Origin of the sequence: Saccharopolyspora griseoalba, assembly GCF_042665275.1 — a bacterium.
Lineage (GTDB): Bacteria > Actinomycetota > Actinomycetes > Mycobacteriales > Pseudonocardiaceae > Saccharopolyspora > Saccharopolyspora griseoalba.
Window position 1 is genome coordinate 363,269 of the sequence record NZ_JBHTCJ010000003.1, and the last position, 13,795, is coordinate 377,063.

The 13,795-nt window shown below is 71.9% G+C and carries 14 protein-coding genes; 4 read left to right on the forward strand and 10 right to left on the reverse strand.

Features of this window, described 5'->3' with window-relative positions; all coding sequences use genetic code 11:
* The 5 genes from ACFQRI_RS08235 to ACFQRI_RS08255 all read right to left on the reverse strand — a co-directional run bounded on the left by ACFQRI_RS08235 (position 1) and on the right by ACFQRI_RS08255 (position 4,446).
* Entirely contained in the window at positions 1-873 is an 873-nt protein-coding gene (locus ACFQRI_RS08235; RefSeq protein WP_380666214.1) for an aldehyde dehydrogenase family protein, read from the reverse strand.
* A complete protein-coding gene (locus ACFQRI_RS08240) occupies positions 866-2,305 on the reverse strand; it encodes an aldehyde dehydrogenase family protein (protein WP_380666216.1) in 1,440 nt (479 codons plus the stop codon). The genes ACFQRI_RS08235 and ACFQRI_RS08240 overlap by 8 nt, the downstream gene beginning before the upstream one ends.
* The gene (gene deoC, locus ACFQRI_RS08245) at positions 2,305-3,252 is read right to left on the reverse strand and encodes a deoxyribose-phosphate aldolase (RefSeq protein ID WP_380666218.1); all 948 of its coding nucleotides are present in this window, start codon (positions 3,250-3,252) and stop codon (positions 2,305-2,307) included. Before deoC ends, ACFQRI_RS08240 begins: the two co-directional genes overlap by 1 nt.
* 114 nt (positions 3,253-3,366) lie before the next feature.
* Positions 3,367-3,564 (reverse strand): DUF397 domain-containing protein, encoded by a 198-nt coding sequence (locus ACFQRI_RS08250; protein ID WP_380666220.1) that lies wholly within the window; start codon positions 3,562-3,564, stop codon positions 3,367-3,369.
* Positions 3,565-3,585: 21 nt separating this feature from the next.
* On the reverse strand, positions 3,586-4,446 hold the full coding sequence (locus tag ACFQRI_RS08255) for a DUF5753 domain-containing protein (RefSeq protein WP_380666222.1): 861 nt from the start codon (positions 4,444-4,446) through the stop codon (positions 3,586-3,588).
* A 198-nt stretch (positions 4,447-4,644) separates the two neighbouring features.
* Here ACFQRI_RS08255 and ACFQRI_RS08260 point away from each other — a divergent pair, with 198 nt between their 5' ends.
* The 4 genes from ACFQRI_RS08260 (at position 4,645) to ACFQRI_RS08275 (ending at position 8,079) form a co-directional block, all read left to right on the forward strand.
* The gene (locus ACFQRI_RS08260; RefSeq protein ID WP_380666224.1) at positions 4,645-4,890 is read left to right on the forward strand and encodes an HC3 family zinc finger protein; all 246 of its coding nucleotides are present in this window, start codon (positions 4,645-4,647) and stop codon (positions 4,888-4,890) included.
* A gap of 100 nt (positions 4,891-4,990) precedes the next feature.
* On the forward strand, positions 4,991-6,127 hold the full coding sequence (locus ACFQRI_RS08265) for a glutathione-independent formaldehyde dehydrogenase (RefSeq protein ID WP_380666226.1): 1,137 nt from the start codon (positions 4,991-4,993) through the stop codon (positions 6,125-6,127).
* 69 nt (positions 6,128-6,196) lie between these two features.
* Positions 6,197-6,820 carry a uracil phosphoribosyltransferase gene (gene upp, locus ACFQRI_RS08270; protein ID WP_380666228.1) on the forward strand — a complete coding sequence of 208 codons (624 nt, stop codon included), beginning with the start codon at positions 6,197-6,199 and terminating at the stop codon, positions 6,818-6,820.
* An 86-nt stretch (positions 6,821-6,906) separates the two neighbouring features.
* A complete protein-coding gene (locus tag ACFQRI_RS08275; RefSeq protein WP_380666230.1) occupies positions 6,907-8,079 on the forward strand; it encodes a glycosyltransferase family 2 protein in 1,173 nt (390 codons plus the stop codon).
* A gap of 48 nt (positions 8,080-8,127) precedes the next feature.
* Here the strand turns inward: ACFQRI_RS08275 and ACFQRI_RS08280 are convergent, their stop codons facing one another.
* The 5 genes from ACFQRI_RS08280 to ACFQRI_RS08300 all read right to left on the reverse strand — a co-directional run bounded on the left by ACFQRI_RS08280 (position 8,128) and on the right by ACFQRI_RS08300 (position 13,456).
* Positions 8,128-8,451, reverse strand: a complete 324-nt coding sequence (locus ACFQRI_RS08280; RefSeq protein WP_380666232.1) for a hypothetical protein — start codon at positions 8,449-8,451, stop codon at positions 8,128-8,130.
* Positions 8,452-8,742: 291 nt separating this feature from the next.
* On the reverse strand, positions 8,743-9,195 hold the full coding sequence (locus ACFQRI_RS08285) for a flavodoxin family protein (RefSeq protein WP_380666235.1): 453 nt from the start codon (positions 9,193-9,195) through the stop codon (positions 8,743-8,745).
* On the reverse strand, positions 9,195-10,826 hold the full coding sequence (locus ACFQRI_RS08290) for a phospho-sugar mutase (protein WP_380666237.1): 1,632 nt from the start codon (positions 10,824-10,826) through the stop codon (positions 9,195-9,197). The genes ACFQRI_RS08285 and ACFQRI_RS08290 overlap by 1 nt, the downstream gene beginning before the upstream one ends.
* Before the next feature lie 30 nt (positions 10,827-10,856).
* On the reverse strand, positions 10,857-11,666 hold the full coding sequence (locus tag ACFQRI_RS08295) for a purine-nucleoside phosphorylase (protein ID WP_380666239.1): 810 nt from the start codon (positions 11,664-11,666) through the stop codon (positions 10,857-10,859).
* 77 nt (positions 11,667-11,743) lie between these two features.
* Positions 11,744-13,456 carry a serine/threonine-protein kinase gene (locus ACFQRI_RS08300; RefSeq protein ID WP_380666241.1) on the reverse strand — a complete coding sequence of 571 codons (1,713 nt, stop codon included), beginning with the start codon at positions 13,454-13,456 and terminating at the stop codon, positions 11,744-11,746.
* Positions 13,457-13,795 lie beyond the last annotated feature (339 nt).

Consider the following 13,795-nt stretch of genomic DNA (forward strand, 5'->3'; position numbering starts at 1 on the left):
TCAGGTGCCCACCGGGTGCCAGACGGTCTTGATCTCGGTGAACGCGCGCAGCCGCTGCAGGCCGGGGTCGGCGGTCCAGTCGGGTTCCCGCCGCACCGCTAGCACCCGCTTGACGGTGTCGGCCGCGGTGCGGGCGAGCTCGCCGCGCAGCTCCGCCGGGGCGCCGGTGGGGTCCAGGGCGTTGACGTCGGCGTGCGAGGCCAGCCACGGGCCGAGTTCCTCGGCCCGCCCGGTGAGCACGTTGACCACGCCGCCCGGCACGTCGGAGGTCGCCAGCACCTCGGCGAAGGTGGCCGCGGGCAGCGGCCGCTCGGCCGAGGACACCAGCACGCAGGTGTTGCCCGCGGCGATCACCGGCGCGAGCGCGCTGACCAGGCCGAGCAGCGAGGACTCCTGCGGGGCGAGGACGCCGACCACCCCGGTCGGCTCCGGCACGCTGAACGAGAAGTACGGCCCCGCAACGGGGTTGGACGCGCCCAGCACCGCGGCGATCTTGTCGGTCCACCCGGCGTACCAGACGATCCGATCCACCGAAGCGTCCACGGTGGACAGCGCCTGGTCGTGCGACAGCCCTTCGGCGGCGGCGACCTCCGCGGCGAACTGCTCGCGGCGCCCCTCCAGCACCTCGGCGATGCGGAAGATCACCTGGCCGCGGTTGTGCGCCGTCGCCCCGGCCCAGCCGTCGAAGGCCTTGCGCGCGGCCGAGACCGCGTCGCGCACGTCCTTGCGCGAGGCCTGCGCGGCGTTGGCCAGGAACTCCCCGCTCGCGGAGCGCACCGGCACCACCCGGCCGGATTCCGAGCGCGGGAACTTCCCGCCGATGTAGAGCTTGTAGGTCTTCGCCACGGCGAGCCGTCCCGGAACGTCAGACATCGAGGTAGGCCTCCAAACCCGCGCGGCCGCCCTCGCGGCCGAACCCGGACTCCTGGTAACCGCCGAACGGGGCGGCCGGGTCGAATCGGTTGAACGTGTTCGCCCACACCACCCCGGCCCGCAGCCGCTGCGAGGCCCACAGGATCCGGGAGCCCTTCTCGGACCACACCCCGGCGGAGAGCCCGTAGGGCGTGTTGTTCGCCTTGGCGATGGCTTCCTCGGGCGTGCGGAAGGTCAGCACCGACAGCACCGGCCCGAAGATCTCCTCGCGGGCGATGCGCATCGATTGCTGCACCTCGGAGAACACCGTCGGCGCGAAGAAGAACCCGCGCTCCGGCAGCTCGCACGGGCTGCTCCAGCGCTGCGCGCCCTCGCTCTCCCCGGACGCGGCGAGGTCCCGGATCTCGGCCAGCTGCTCGGCGGAGTTGATCGCGCCCACGTCGGTGTTCTTGTCCAGCGGGTCGCCGACCCGGAGCGCGGCCACCCGCGCGCGCAGCCGCTCCTCGAGCTCCTCGGCCACCGATTCCTGCACCAGCAGCCGGGAACCCGCGCAGCACACGTGACCCTGGTTGAAGAAGATGCCGTTGACGATGCCTTCGACGGCCTGGTCCAGCGGCGCGTCGTCGAACACGACGTTGGCGGCCTTGCCGCCCAGCTCCAGGGTCAGCCGCTTGCCGCTGCCCGCGACGGTGCGCTGGATCTGCTTGCCGACCTCGGTGGATCCGGTGAAGGCGACCTTGTCGATGCCGGGGTGGGCGACCAGCGCCGCGCCGACCTCGCCCGCGCCGGGCAGGACGTTGACCACCCCGGCGGGCAGCCCGGCCTGCCTGCAGAGGTCGGCGAAGACCAGCGCGCTCAGCGGTGTCGTCTCGGCGGGCTTGAGCACGACCGTGTTGCCGCAGGCCAGCGCCGGGGCGATCTTCCAGGCCAGCATCAGCAGCGGGAAGTTCCACGGGATGACCTGCCCGGCCACGCCCACCGGTCTCGGGTCCGGCCCGAAGCCCGCGTGGTCGAGCTTGTCGGCCCAGCCGGCGTGGTGGAAGAAGTGCGCCGCCGCAGTCGGTATGTCGGCGTCCCGCGATTCCCTGATCGGCTTGCCGTTGTCCAGGGTCTCCAGCACGGCGAGCTCCCTGCCGCGCTCCTGGATCAGCCGCGCGATCCGGAACAGGTACTTGGCCCGCTCCGCGCCCGGCAGCTTCGACCAGACCTGGTCGAAGGCGGTGCGCGCAGCGGTCACCGCTGTGTCCACATCGGACTCGTCGGCGGTGGAGACGTCGGCGAGGTGCTCCTCGGTGGCCGGGTTGATGCTCTTGATCGGCTCCCCGCCGCCCGCGATGAACTCGCCGTCGACGAACATCCGGTAGCTCGGCTCCAGCCGGGCGAGGTCCGGGGACTCCGGTGCGGGCTCGTACTCCCACGGAGTTGCGGGCATCAGTCCACCGCCACGTAGTCGGGGCCGCTGTAGTGGCCGTCGAGTTGGGTCCGTCGCTGCTGCAGCAGGTCGCCGAGCAGGCTGGAGGCGCCGAAGCGGAACAGCTCCGGGGTGAGCCACTCCGGGCCGGCCACCTCGTGCACGGTCACCAGGTGCTTGATCGCGTCCTTGGTGGTGCGGATGCCGCCGGCGGGTTTCACGCCGCGCAGCTCCCCGGTGCCGTCCCGCCAGTCCCGCACCACCTGCAGCATCAGGTGCGTGACCGGCAGCGTCGCGGCGGGGGAGACCTTCCCGGTGGAGGTCTTGATGAAGTCCCCGCCGGCCAGCAAGGCCAGCCAGGACGCGCGGCGCACGTTGTCGTAGGTGGCCAGCTCGCCGGTCTCCAGGATCACCTTCAGGTGCGCCTTCCCGCAGGCGTCCTTGACCTGCTGGATCTCCTCGAAGACCTGGCCGTAGCGACCGGCGAGGAACGCGCCCCGGTCGATGACCATGTCGATCTCGTCGGCGCCCGCGGCCACCGCGTGCTCCACGTCGGCGAGCTTGACCGCCCGCGCCGCGCGACCGGACGGGAACGCCGTGGCCACCGAGGCGACGCGGACACCGCTGCCGGCGAGCGCTTCGGCGGCGGTGGCGGCCAGGTCGGAGTACACGCACACCGCGGCGACCGGGGGCGCGTCCGGGTGCTCGGCGTCGGGCCGCCGCGCCTTGGCGCACAGCGTTCGCACCTTGCCGGGCGTGTCGGCGCCCTCCAGCGTGGTCAGGTCGACCATCGAGATCGCGGTGTCGATCGCCCAGCGCTTCGCGCCCTTCTTGACGCTGCGGGTCGCCAGGTCGGCGGAGCGCTGCTCCAGCCCCACCTGGTCCACCCCGGGCAGCCCGAGCAGGAACCGCCGCAACGACCGCTCGTCCCGCGCGGCATCGGCGAACTCAGAAGGCATCGGTGCCATGCCCGGCAGTCTAGGTCCCGGCAAATCGCCGCGCCCCACCTTCCCGGGGACCGTCCGAAACCCGTCAGCCCGCCGGAGAACCCGCGGATCCGGGCCCGTTCGGCCGCGCCCGGCTCACGGCCGCAGGGAGGCGAGGAAGTCGACCCACCGCTCGCGGGTGAAGGCCAGCGTTCCGCCGGTGCGGTCCTTGGTGTCGCGCACCCCGACGGTCTCGTCGGTGACGGCGACCTCGACGCAGTAGGAGTTGTCCGAGCTGTACGACGACTTCCGCCAACCCGTGTCGGCTAAGGCGTGCTGATTGCCGCGACTCATGATTCCGACTCTAGTCGCGCCCTAACCGCGGGAGAACCCCTCGGTGATCATCTTGAGCGAGTCTTCCCTGGTGAGCGCGTTCCTCATCGCGTCGGCATGCGCCAGTCCGTATTCGCGAGTGGTCAGCGGGTCGGCGATCAGCTGAGTCGAGGTCACGGTTTCCTGCCACAGCACCGCGGGCAGTTGACCGCTCTCGAAGGTCATGAGGAAGAAGCCCGAACCGCCCATCGCGGGATGCCCGGTCGCCTCGAAGGGCACGATCCGGATGTCGAGGGTTGCCGGGTGCCGTTCCACCAGCTCCGCGAGGTGCTTGAGCTGATCGCGATGCACGTCGCGACCGCCGACCTGCTGGCGGATGGCGGCTTCGCTCATGACCGCCGTCAGTTGCAGCGGATCGTCACCCGTGATGCGCCGCGCCCGCGTGAGCCTGCATTGAACCCGTCGGTCGACCTCGGCGAGGCGCAGGTTGGGCGCACCGGACTCGATGATCGCGCGAGCGTAGTCCGGGGTTTGCAGCGGGCCGGCGACGAGATCGCTGCCGTAGGTCCGCAAGCTCTCCGCGCCGTGCTCGAAGCCGAAGAAGCGGAGGAGTTCGTCGCTGAACAGCGCGGAGTAGTTCATCCACCAGCCGCGCTGGGTGGCTTGGTCGCGCAGCTCGCGGAGTTCCTCGGCCTCGGCGTCGTCGATCTCGTAGAGCTCGACGAGCTCGTTGAGCCGGTCCTCGGCGAGGTTCTTCTTGCCGTGCTCGACGTCGGAGAGGTAGGCGGCCGCGACGCCGACCTGCTTGGCGGCGTTGGCCGCGCGGAAGCCGCGCTCCTCGCGGCGCTCTCGGATCCGCAGGCCGATCGCCCACGCCGCGACGGTGGGAGAGACCGGTGCCATGTGCGCCTCCCGGGTGATCTCCGCCGGGAGATCGAACTCGATGGGTTGACCAAGCTGGGTAATTAACCGGGTTCCTTCTAATCTGACTTCAAGAGGTGACCATATCAACACGAAACGTCACCGCCGGCGGCGGCGTCGAGCGCCCCTTCCCCGACGACCGGTCGGCGCCGCAGCCCTCGACCGACGACGGGAGATGACGTGTCCGAGCTCTTCGACGACCAGCAGCTCGTCGCCTACTGGCGCCCGCACGGCGGGCTGCGCCACGCCCTGCACCCCACCGAGCCGCCGCGAGCGGGGCAGGAGCGCGCAGCGCTCTGCGGCCGCGCGGTCGAGGTGGGCCACCCGACCGCGGTCGACTGGTTGTCGCCGACCTGCGACGCGTGCTGGCGGATCGCGACCGCCGCGCGGGACCGGCAGAGCGCGCACCGGGCCGGTGAGCGCTGATCGACGCCGGCAATAACGCTCGTTCGGGGACGGTGACCTGGCCGGTGCGCGGGTAGTCCGGTGCGGAAGCCCGACAAATCGCTCGCAGAGGTGGTCAGCAATGAGGGCAGTCGTTTACCAGGAACCGTTCGCCGTCGCGATCGACGACGTGGAACGGCCGGCGATCCAGCATCCCTTCGACGTCGTCGTCCGCGTCACCTCGACCGCGATCTGCGGATCCGACCTGCACATGTACGAGGGGCGCACGGCCGCCGAGCCCGGCATCGTCTTCGGCCACGAGAACATGGGCATCGTCGAGCAGACCGGGGAAGGGGTGACCGGCCTGACGCGCGGCGATCGCGTCGTGATGCCGTTCAACGTCGCCTGCGGGTTCTGCAAGAACTGCATGGCGGGCAACACCGCGTTCTGCCTGACCGTCAACCCCGGCTTCGCCGGCGGCGCCTACGGCTACGTCGCGATGGGCCCCTACACCGGCGGCCAGGCGGAGTACCTGCGCGTGCCCTACGCGGACTTCAACTGCCTGAAGCTGCCCGCCGACGGGAGCCACGAGACCGACTTCGTGCTGCTGGCCGACATCTTCCCGACCGGCTACCACGGGTGCGAGCTCGCCCAGGTCTCGCCGGGCGAGAGCGTCGTGGTCTACGGGGCGGGCCCGGTGGGCCTGATGGCCGCGTACTCGGCGTTGCTGCGCGGGGCGGCGCGGGTGTTCTCCGTCGACCGGGTTCCCGAGCGCCTGGCCAAGGCCGAGGAGATCGGGGCGATCCCGATCGACTTCTCCAAGACCGACCCGGTGCGGGCGATCAAGGACCAGACCGACGGCGAGGGGACCGACAAGGGCGTCGACGCGGTCGGCTACCAGGCGCAGCGCGGTGACGACGCGTCCAAGGAGGAGCCCGCGGTGGTGCTGAACTCGCTGATCGAGAGCGTGCGGCCGACCGGTCGGCTGGGCGTGCCCGGCCTGTACGTCCCCTCGGACCCCGGCGGTCCCTCGGACGAGGCCCGCAAGGGCATGCTCCTGGTGGCCGTGGGGCGCATGTTCGAGAAGGGGCAGGTCATCGGCACCGGTCAGTGCAACGTCAAGCGGTACAACCGGCAGCTGCGCGACATGATCATCGCGGGGCGGGCGCAGCCGAGCTTCGTGGTGTCCCACGAGCTGGGGCTGGACGAGGCGCCGGACGCCTACCGCAAGTTCGACAAGCGGATCGAGGGCTACACGAAGGTGGTGCTGCACCCCTGATTGCGATCGGGAACACGTTTTCGCACGTCGCTGCGTGTTGGCGCGGGGTGGCCGCTACTGTGGACGGCCATGGACGTTCGGGTTGTGGATCACCCCCTGGCCAAGGCGCGGTTGTCGACGATGCGGGACGCGCGGACCAACAGCGCCGCGTTCCGGGCCGCGTTGCAGGAGCTCACGCTCATGCTGATCTACGAGGCCATGCGGGGCTGGGAGCTCGCCGAGGAACCGATCCACACGCCGGTCGCCAAGACCACGGGCTACCGGATCGGCAACCCGCCGCTGCTGGTGCCCGTGCTGCGCGCCGGGCTGGGGATGGCCGACCAGGCGCACAAGCTCATCCCGGAGGCGCAGATGGGCTTCGTGGGGCTGGCCCGCGACGAGGAGACGCTCAAGCCCACCCCGTACCTGGAGTCGCTGCCCGCCGACCTGACCGGTCGTCCGGTGCTGGTCCTCGATCCGATGCTGGCCACCGGCGGCTCGATGGTGCACACCATCAGCCTGCTGGTCGACCGGGGCGCCACCGACGTCACCGCGATCTGCACCCTGGCCGCCCCGGAGGGCGTGCGCAGGCTGGAGGAGTCCGGGCTGCCGGTCGGGATAGTGACCACCAGCATCGACGACCGGCTCAACGAATCGGGCTTCATCGTCCCCGGCCTGGGGGACGCGGGCGATCGCGAGTACGGCGCCGTCTGAGCTCCGCGCCCGCGCAACTCAGAGTTAAATACCAATTCGTGCAATCGCCCGGGGCCGAAAGGCCTGGTTCGTGGCACTCTGTGGCGGTGGTTTCTCCGCGAAGACATTCCAACCGCTGGTTGCCGGCGGTGCTCGGCGCGGCGGCAGCTGGGGTGCTGGTGCGCAGCGTGCGCACGATCAGGCAAACGCGCGCGATCGTGGACCTGCGCGAACCGCAACCCGCGGCGCTGGCCCCGCCGAAGGTCACCGTCGTCGTCCCGGCCCGCGATGAGGCCGACGTGCTCGGCGACTGCCTGCGTTCGATCACCGCGCAGACCCACGGGACGCAGGGCGAAGAACTGCTGCGAGTGGTCGTGGTGGACGACGGCTCCACCGACGGGACCGGCCGGATCGCCCGGGAGGCCGCCGCGGGCGACCCGCGGGTGAAGATCGTCCGGGTGGACGGTCCGCCACCGGGCTGGGGCGGCAAGGTGCACGCCATGCACATCGGCGTGGAGGCCTCCGGGCCGCCGGAAGCCGGGGAGTGGCTGCTGTTCCTGGACGCCGACACCGTGGCCGGACCGGAGCTGGTCAGCAGGCTGCTGGCCACCGCGGAGTCGGTGGACGCCGACCTGGTGTCCACCCCGGGCGGTCCGCCGCCGGGACGCTCGGCGTCCTGGCCGCTGCTGATGCCACCGGGCCTGCAGCTGATCGGGGAGAACGCCGCACCGGACGGCAAGGGCGCGAAGGCGTTCGCCATCGGGCACTGCATCCTGGTGCGCCGCTCGCACTACGAGAAGATCGGCGGCTGGACCTCGTTCGCCGCGATCCGCAACGAGGACGTCGCGATCGCCACCGCGGTGCGCGACCACGGCGGCACCACCCGAACCGTCGACGGGCTCGACCACCTGTCGACCAGCGGGATGGACCCGTTCCGGGCCGGCTGGGCGTCGTTCCGGAAGAGCTTCGTGGCCGGCACCAAGGGCTCCGCGCCGGTGCTCGCCTCGATCGGCCTCGGGCAGCTGGCCGCCTCGCTGGGCGCCCCGCTGGCGGTGGCCGCGGGAGGGCGGAAGCGTCCGCTGCTGACCGCGATCGGCCTGCTCGGCTGGGCCGCGCAGACCACCGCGCACGCGCGCACCGCGCGGTTCATGCGGGCCAACCCGGAGCTGGCCCCGCTGGCTCCGGTGACCGGGAGCTTGTTCGGGGTGCTGCTGCTCGACGGCGCCGTTCGCGCGTGGCGGGGCCGGGACCAGTGGAAGGGCCGCAGCAGCGAGTTCTAGGACGACGGGGCCCGGCCGGGCGGCCGGGCCCCGAGGTTGTTCGGTTGCCTAGGCCTTCAGCCTGCGCAGCGCGATCGGCGCGCCTGCCAGGTCCTCCTCGTTGCACATCAGCTTGAGGTCGTAGTACGGGGCGCCTTCGCGGTCGTCGTAATCGAGGTGCACCGCGATCACATCGATGGGTTCGCCCAGCCACTCCTGAGCTTCCCGAAGCCACTTCGCGGAACGCTCCAAAGCGGCCGGCAGGTCGTCGTCGCGGAACTCGACCGGGCGGTAGGGAACGCCCTGAACCTGGTCGTTCGGACCAGCGGGGGCGGGAAGGTTCACGGAGACGCCGGAGTCGTCGAGTTCGAGTCGGATCGTTTCCTCACTCACTGTCGCAGGGTAACCCCTACCGCCCTGAAAGTGCTGTTGGGAGGGCGGTGGATTCCGGCTGAACCGGTGCGGCCGATTACGATGAGCGAAGGCGCGGGGCGCCCCGAACATCGCACGTGATGAGGGAAGGCGGGCTCTGTCCGGGGCGCCCCGCCGTCGTCGAGACCTGTGGCCTCGGCGACACGATCAGGTTACTCGGAACCCCCTGACCAAGATCAACTGGGTGGTCCCGAGACCACCCTTTCGGCCCCCTCCGCCAGCTCAGCCCCGCTCCGCGCCGCCGCCGAGCCGCTAGGGCATCAGGCCGGCCGCCAGGGTCGCGCCGAGCTCCCAGCACTTCTCCAGGTCTTCCCGCTGCGGAGTGCCGAGCACCGTCACCGGTTCGGCGGCCTGCTTCCAGGACATCCCGGTGGTGATCGTGGAGATCGCCCGCAGCGCACCCTCCACGCCCTCGTTGCCGTGCACGAAAGCACCGAACGGGCGTCCCGCGGTGGAGTCCAGGCACGGGTAGTAGACGGTGTCGAAGAAGTGCTTGAGCGCCCCGCTGATGTAGCCGAGGTTGGCCGGGGTGCCCAGCAGGTAGCCGTCGGCTTCGAGCACGTCGGTGGCGGTGGCGTTGAGCGCCGCGCGCCGGACCACCTCGACGCCCTCGATCTCGTCGGTGGTGGCCCCGGCCACCGCCTGCTCGAACATCGCCTGCATGCCCGGCGACGGGGTGTGGTGCACGATCAGCAGCTTCGCCATCACTCACTCACCAGATCGGAAACGGCGCGGCGCAGTTCCTCCAGCCGTTCGGCGGCCCGCCGCTTGGCCCCGGCCAGGTCGTCGGACACCTGCTCCACCACCTGCAGGTAGCACTTGAGCTTCGGCTCGGTGCCCGACGGGCGGATCACCACGCGCAGCCCGCCGGAGCCGGTGAGCACCAGCCCGTCCGTCTCCGGCAGCAGGTCCCCGGTGCTGACCTCGGTGCCCGCGAGCTCGGCGACCGGCTGCTCGCGCAGCCTGCGCATGGTCCGGTCGATGACCTCCAGGTCGGTCACCCGCACCGAGACCTGGCCGGTCTCGTGCACCCCGTGCTCGGTGGACAGCTCGTCGAGCAGGTCCAGCAGGTGGTCGTCGGAGGCGATCAGGCTCGCGGTCAGGTCGCAGGCCAGCACCGCCGCCGAGATCCCGTCCTTGTCGCGCACCCGCTCGGGGTCGACGCTGTGGCCCAGCGCCTCCTCGTAGGCGTAGACCAGGCCGGTTCCCGCGCCGTCCCCCGCCCGCACCAGCCACTTGAAGCCGGTGAGCGTCTCGGCGTAGCGCACGCCGAACTCGGCGGCGATGGAGCGCAGCATGTTCGACGACACGATCGTGGTCGCCACCAGCGGATCCGGGTGCTCCTCGGGGTCCAACGTGGACAGCACGTGCCAGGCCAGCAGCACCCCGGTCTCGTCGCCGCGCAGCATCCGCCAGCCGTCCGCGGTGGGCACGCCCAGCGCGCAGCGGTCGGCGTCCGGGTCCAGCGCGATCGCCAGGTCGGCGTCGATGTCGGCGGCGAGCTTGAGCAGTTCGTCGGTGGCTCCCGGCTCCTCGGGGTTCGGGAAGCCCACCGAGGGGAAGTCCGGATCCGGATCGGCCTGCTCGGCCACCAGGTGGACGTCCTCGAAGCCCGCGCGGCGCAGAGCCTGCTTGAGCGTGCGCGCGCCCACGCCGTGCAGCGCGGTCGCCGCCACCCGCAGCTCGCGATCGCTGCCGCGCGGCAGCAGCGCCACCCGCGAGACGTAGTGGTCGGGCACCGAATCGGCGATCGACCAGCTGCGCGACCTCGGCACCGCGGTGGCGGCCGGGGTGTCCGCGATGGCCCGCTCGATCTCGCCGTCGACCGGATCGACCAGCTGGATCCCGCCCGAGAGGTAGAGCTTGTAGCCGTTGTCGCCGGGCGGGTTGTGCGAAGCGGTGATCTGGATGCCCGCGACGGCCTCCAGGGCGCGCGTCGCGTAGGCGAGGACCGGAGTGGGCAGCGGAGTGGGCAGCATCCGCACGTCGAACCCGGCCGCGGCCAGCACCCCGGCCGCGTCGGCGGCGAACTCCTCGGAACCGTGCCGGGCGTCCCGGCCGATCACCACGACCCCGCCGCGCTGGCCCTGCTCGGCCAGCCAGGCCGCGACCCCCGCGGTGGTGCGCACGACCACCGCGCGGTTCATCCCGTTGGCGCCCGCGCGCACGGGCGCGCGCAGTCCGGCAGTGCCGAAGCGCGGCAGGCCGGACATCCGCTCGACCAGCTCCGGGTCCTCGGCGTCCAGCAGCGCCCGCAGCTCGGCCTGGCTGCTCTCGTCGACGTCGTCGGCGATCCACTGCTCGGCCGCGGCGCGCAGCTGCTCATCCAGTGCCATACCGCCCCCGAACAGGGCGCACTCGATCCGTCACGCCGCCTCCAGGAGGCTCTTGAGCAGGCTTCCCATCCGGCTGGCCGACGCGCGACCGGCCTCCAGGACCTCCTCGTGGTTCAGCGGCTGCCCGGACAGGCCCGCGGCGAGGTTGGTCACCAGCGAGAGGCCGAAGACCTCGCTGCCGGCGGCCCGCGCGGCGATGGCCTCCACCACCGTCGACATGCCGACCAGGTCCACGCCCTGGCCGCGCAGCATCCGGATCTCCGCCGGGGTCTCGAAGTGCGGCCCGGGCATGCCCGCGTAGACGCCCTCCTCCAGGGTGCCGTCGATGGAGCGGGCCAGCTCGCGCAGGCGCGGCGAGTACAGGTCGGTCATGTCCACGAAGTTCGCCCCGACCAGCGGGGACTTGGCGGTCATGTTGATGTGATCGCTGATCAGCACCGGCTGCCCGACCCGCATGCCCTCCCGCAGGCCGCCCGCCGCGTTGGTGAGCACGATCGTGCCGCAACCGGCCGCGTCGGCGGTGCGCACGCCGTGGGCGACCGGTTCGATGCCGTGACCCTCGTAGAGGTGGGTGCGGCCGAGCATGATCAGCACGCGCTTGCCGCCGACCTGCACCGATCGGATCTTCCCGCTGTGGCCGACCGCGCCCGGCTTGGCGAAGCCCGGCAGGTCCGACATGGCGAACTCGGAGTCCGGTTCGCCGATCTCGTCGGCTGCGGGCTGCCAGCCCGAACCGAGCACGACGGCCACGTCGTGGCGCTCGAAACCGGTGATCCCGGCGAGCTTCGCGGCGGCCGTGCTCGCCGCGGCGGACGGGTCGGAGTTAGTCGTAGGCGTCACGGCCGGGCAGCTTAGTCGCCAGGGCGCCTCGTTCACCGCACGAGCCACACCCGACCCGGGCGTGGCGCGGGGCGCGGTCAGCTGGTGCTGGCCTCGAAGCTGGGCGCGATCGAGGCCAGCAGCTCCTCCTGCTCGGCGGCCTCGCCGGTCGGTCCCGTCACCCGGATGACCCACAGGTCGTCGCCGCGCCGCAGCGGGGCCGCGACCGTGTGCCGGGTGATCAGGCCGGCGGCCTCGGTGAACACCGGCCGGACGCTGGTGGTGTAGGAGATCCTGCGGTCCTCGCCCGCGCCGACGGCCGCGTCGACCTGCAGCGCGGTGAACTGCCCGCTGAACTCCTGCGGCAGCTGCGCCTCGAAATCGGCCACGGTCTGGTCGTCGAGGTAGTCGCCGTAGCGCTGCACCGACACCTCGGTGCTGCCGTCGGGCGAGACGAACGACACCACGGCGCTGTTGGCGAGGTCGTCGCGCTCGCTGTGGAAGGTCCGCCAGCCCGGCTCGGCCGGGACCTGCATGGTGAACTGCCCGCCGGTCGGCGCCTCGGTGTGCTTGGCCTCGTCCTGGTAGGGCGCCAGCGCGGGGAGGCCCGAGGTGCTCGGCGGCTTTGCGGCGTCGGGGGTGAGGTCCGGCAGCGCCGGCTTGCCCGCGGCGATCCGGGTGACGGCGAACCCGCCGACCAGCGCGCAACCGAACAGCAGGACCGCGGCCAGCACCAGCGCGATCGTCGCGGGCACCGATCGGCGCCCGCGGCGCGACTTGGCCGGCGGGTCCTGCAGCGGGAACGGCGGTGGTCCCGGGTCGGCGGCCAGCGGCGCGGGCGCGCTCGGCGCGGCGACCTGCGAGCTCATCTGCGGGGTGTTCTGCCCCGGGTGCTGCATGACCTGCCGCCGCACCCGCACCGTCGGGGCCTCCGGGTCCAGCAGCGTGGCGAACGGTCGGGCACCGGGCTCGGGCAGCAGGTGCTGGATGCGCCTGCGCGCCTCGTTCAACGCCATCCGCTGCGCCGGGTCCTTGACCAGCAGCCCGGACAGCACCTCGCCGATCGGCCCGCCGCGCCGGATCTCCGGGACCGGACCGTGCACCACCTCGTTGATCGTGGCCAGCGGATCGCCGTTGACGTCGTAGGGCGGACGGCCCTCGACGGCGGCGAACAGCGTGGCGCCGAGTCCCCACAGGTCGGCCGCAGCGGTGACCGCGTCGCCGGAGGCCACCTCCGGGGCGATGAAGGCGGGCGTGCCCAGCAGGATCCCGGTGCTGGTGATGGTGTGCTCGGCGACGTTGCGCGAGATGCCGAAGTCGCTGACCTTCAACCGGCCGTCGTCGCCGATGAGCACGTTGCCGGGCTTCACGTCGCGGTGCACGATCCCGGACCGGTGCGCGGCTTCGAGTCCCGCGGCGGCACCGTCGCAGATCACCGCCAGCTGCTGGTCGTCCAGCGGGCCGTGGTCGTCCAGCACCGCGGCCAGGCTCTGCGAGGGGACCAGCTCCATGACCACGAACGGTTCGTCGTCCTCGCGAGCGACGTCGTAGAGGGTGACCACGTTCGGGTGAGACAGCGCGGCGATGGCTCGGGCCTCGCGCAGCGCGCGCTCGCGCAGCTCGGCGGCCTCCTCGGCGGGCATGCCGGGAGCGAGCTTGATCTCCTTGACCGCGACCGGGCGCTGCAGGAGCTCGTCGGTGGCGTACCAGACGCGGCCCATCGCGCCACCGCCGAGCTTGCGCTCCAGGCGGTACCGGTCGGCGATCAGCCGGCCTGCGCCGGCGAGGGTGTCTTGGCTTTCGGCGGGCACCACCACATTTTCCACCCTCGTGGTCATCTTCGAGGGCGAACTGAGCGGATCGATGCCGAAAACCGCGCCCGAGGGGCATCGACCGCGCCTGCTCAGCGCGTTACGCGCAGTGAATAATCCCACTCGCGGAGCTCCGGCGATCACGCGCCGGGGTGAGGCGAAGTCCTTTCACCGCAACCGAAACCGGTGCCGACGGCAGCGGAACCCCAGCGCGTCCGGTTTAGCCGATCGACGGCAGATGCAGATAGGTTGATCAGCGAACGGACCTTCCGGGCACCGTCCGGCCCGACCCGCTTCCCGCCGCAGTCGTGCGGCGACCCGCCGGTCCGCCGCGGTGCG

Excerpts from the sequence above, each read along its gene's own strand:
- ACFQRI_RS08240 (WP_380666216.1), bottom strand. The coding sequence starts at position 2,305 with ATGCCCGCAACTCCGTGGGAGTACGAGCCCGCACCGGAGTCCCCGGAC.
- upp (WP_380666228.1), top strand. The coding sequence starts at position 6,197 with ATGGACGTTCGGGTTGTGGATCACCCCCTGGCCAAGGCGCGGTTGTCG.
- ACFQRI_RS08290 (WP_380666237.1), bottom strand. The coding sequence starts at position 10,826 with ATGGCACTGGATGAGCAGCTGCGCGCCGCGGCCGAGCAGTGGATCGCC.
- ACFQRI_RS08250 (WP_380666220.1), bottom strand. The coding sequence starts at position 3,564 with ATGAGTCGCGGCAATCAGCACGCCTTAGCCGACACGGGTTGGCGGAAG.
- ACFQRI_RS08255 (WP_380666222.1), bottom strand. The coding sequence starts at position 4,446 with ATGGCACCGGTCTCTCCCACCGTCGCGGCGTGGGCGATCGGCCTGCGG.
- deoC (WP_380666218.1), bottom strand. The coding sequence starts at position 3,252 with ATGGCACCGATGCCTTCTGAGTTCGCCGATGCCGCGCGGGACGAGCGG.
- ACFQRI_RS08235 (WP_380666214.1), bottom strand. The coding sequence starts at position 873 with ATGTCTGACGTTCCGGGACGGCTCGCCGTGGCGAAGACCTACAAGCTC.
- ACFQRI_RS08265 (WP_380666226.1), top strand. The coding sequence starts at position 4,991 with ATGAGGGCAGTCGTTTACCAGGAACCGTTCGCCGTCGCGATCGACGAC.
- ACFQRI_RS08285 (WP_380666235.1), bottom strand. The coding sequence starts at position 9,195 with ATGGCGAAGCTGCTGATCGTGCACCACACCCCGTCGCCGGGCATGCAG.